Below are 2,182 nucleotides of genomic sequence, written 5' to 3' on the forward strand. Positions count from 1 at the left end.
GTCGTCGGACCTGTTGCATCTGTTCCGGCCGGAATTGCTCGTCGTCAACGAGAACTTCCGCCTGGCCGGCTCCGATCTCGCCCGCTCCGTGCTCGGCTGGATCGGCGGCGCCGCACCCGGCTCGTTGCAGCGCCTGGTCGCCACCAGCGAGGTTCGGGCGTTCAGCCCGCCGGTTTCCGTTTAGGCCCTTGGGCTAGCCAGCCGCACCGCTTCCCCACGGCCCATGGAACGCGCCCTTGTCGTCGATGCGCTCGAAGCCGTGCGCGCCGAAGAAGTCGCGCTGCGCCTGGATCAGGTTCGAGGTGCCGCGGCCCTGGCGGTAGCTGTCGAAATAGGCAAGTGCGGAAGACAGCGCCGGCACCGGCGAACCGGCCTCCGAAGCCCTCGCCACGATGCGGCGCAGCGACGGATGCGCCTCCTGCATCAGCGCGATGAAGGCCGGGGCCATCAGGAGGTTGGTCGAGGCGCCGCCCTTGCTGAAGGCTTCCGCCATGGTGTCGAGCATCTGCGAGCGGATGATGCAGCCGGCGCGCCAGATCCTGGCGATGGTCGGCATCGGCAGGTTCCAGTTGAATTCCTTGGAGGCGCCGCTCATCACCGCAAAACCTTGGGCGTAGGCGGCGATCTTGCCGGCGAACAGCGCCAACTCCAGATCTTCCAGCAGGGCATCTTTGTCACCGGAAATCTTCGTCACGCCGACGTTGCCGTAGGCCTTTTCCGCCGCCAGCCGCTCGTCCTTGATCGATGACAGAACGCGTGCCGCCACCGCCGCCTCGATCGCCGTCGCCGGAATGCCGAGTTGCTGCGCCTCGATGACCGACCATTTGCCGGTGCCCTTCTGGCCGGCGCGGTCGAGGATGATGTCGACCACCGGCTTGCCGGTCTTCGGATCGTCTGATGCCAGCACCTTGGCGGTGATCTCGATCAGGTAGGAGTTGAGCCGGCCCTTGTTCCAGTTGGCAAACACCGCGCCGATCTCTTTCGGGCCCATGCCCAGGCCGTCGCGCAAGATGCCGTAAATTTCGGCGATCATCTGCATGTCGGCATATTCGATGCCGTTGTGGATGGTCTTGACGAAATGCCCGGCACCGTCGGTGCCGAGCCATGCCGCGCAGGGTTCGTCCTTGAACTTGGCGGAGATCGCCGTCAGCACCTTCTCGACGCGCTTCCATGAGTCCTCTGTGCCGCCGACCATGATCGACGGCCCGTGGCGCGCGCCCTCCTCGCCACCGGACACGCCCATGCCGATGAAGGTGAGGTCCGAGCCGGAAAGCTCGGAGAAGCGCCGCATCGTGTCGCGGAAATTGGCGTTGCCGGCATCGATGACGATGTCATTGGCCGACAGCACGCCGCGCAGCGCAGCGATCTGTTCGTCGACCGGCTTGCCGGCCAGCACCATGATGATGATCGGGCGCGGCGGCCGGATGGCGGCGGCAAGCTCTTCCAGGCTGTAGCAGGGCACGACCATGTCCCTGAGCGCGCCGGCGTTCTCGATGAAAGCGTCGGTGCGCGCCCTGGTGCGGTTGAAGACAGCGATGCGGTGCCCGTGCTCGGCGATGTTGAGCGCCAGGTTGGAGCCCATCGTGCCAAGGCCGATCAGGCCGATTTCGGCATTTTCCATCGTTTCTTCCCTGCTTCGGATCTTGTTGGTTCGAGCCCGCGATTTGCGCGGATGCCCATTCATCACGGGATGCCATTCTTCACGGGATGATTGACGGGCCTTTCGGGCCGCGTCAACCGCCTCGCCGAATTGTGTTGCGCGGATCGAACGTGAAGACCAGAGCCCGAGAAGATTGGCAATCGGCGCGGCCGCCGGGAAGTTCAGGTGCCGGCGTCGAGGGAGAAGCGGGTTCAGAAATTGTAGTTGGCATAGCCATGGTAGACCAAATCCACCATTGCGTCCCCTCCGGCAAAGAGCAGATTCACGTTCCAAGGAGGGTTCCAAGGCGGGAAGGGAACCACGAACTCGGTTTCCTGGCCATGGCAAACTCCCACGACGCGCCAGTCGTCGCGGATGAAGCCGAACAGAGGTCCTCCCGACCACCCGTGGCCGGCGAAGTTTGTCGTTTCAAGCTCGCGCGCATGCTTGTCTCCGTCGACATCTCTTATGAAGGCAGCCAGCTCGACAGCCGGGTATCCGGCGGCGAAATCAGGATAGCCAGCGCTCATGTAAAGATGGTCG

General features: G+C 64.2%; 2 protein-coding genes and 1 pseudogene. 1 reads left to right on the top strand and 2 read right to left on the bottom strand.

Translation table 11 applies throughout. From position 1 onward, the window contains the following. A pseudogene (locus tag EN906_RS31730) lies at positions 1–184 on the top strand (LacI family transcriptional regulator); the annotation flags it as partial. 9 nt (positions 185–193) lie between these two features. Here EN906_RS31730 and gndA read toward each other — a convergent pair. Together gndA and EN906_RS31740 are read right to left on the bottom strand one after the other, a co-directional pair. Continuing rightward, positions 194–1,621 (bottom strand): NADP-dependent phosphogluconate dehydrogenase, encoded by a 1,428-nt coding sequence (gene gndA / locus EN906_RS31735; RefSeq protein WP_127272128.1) that lies wholly within the window; start codon positions 1,619–1,621, stop codon positions 194–196. A 230-nt stretch (positions 1,622–1,851) separates the two neighbouring features. Next, positions 1,852–2,182, bottom strand: a 331-nt coding sequence (locus EN906_RS31740; protein ID WP_206529219.1) for a hypothetical protein, incomplete at its 5' end; no start/stop codon positions are given.

It is taken from the genome of Mesorhizobium sp. M7A.F.Ca.CA.004.06.1.1, from assembly GCF_003999135.1.
Classification (GTDB): domain Bacteria; phylum Pseudomonadota; class Alphaproteobacteria; order Rhizobiales; family Rhizobiaceae; genus Mesorhizobium.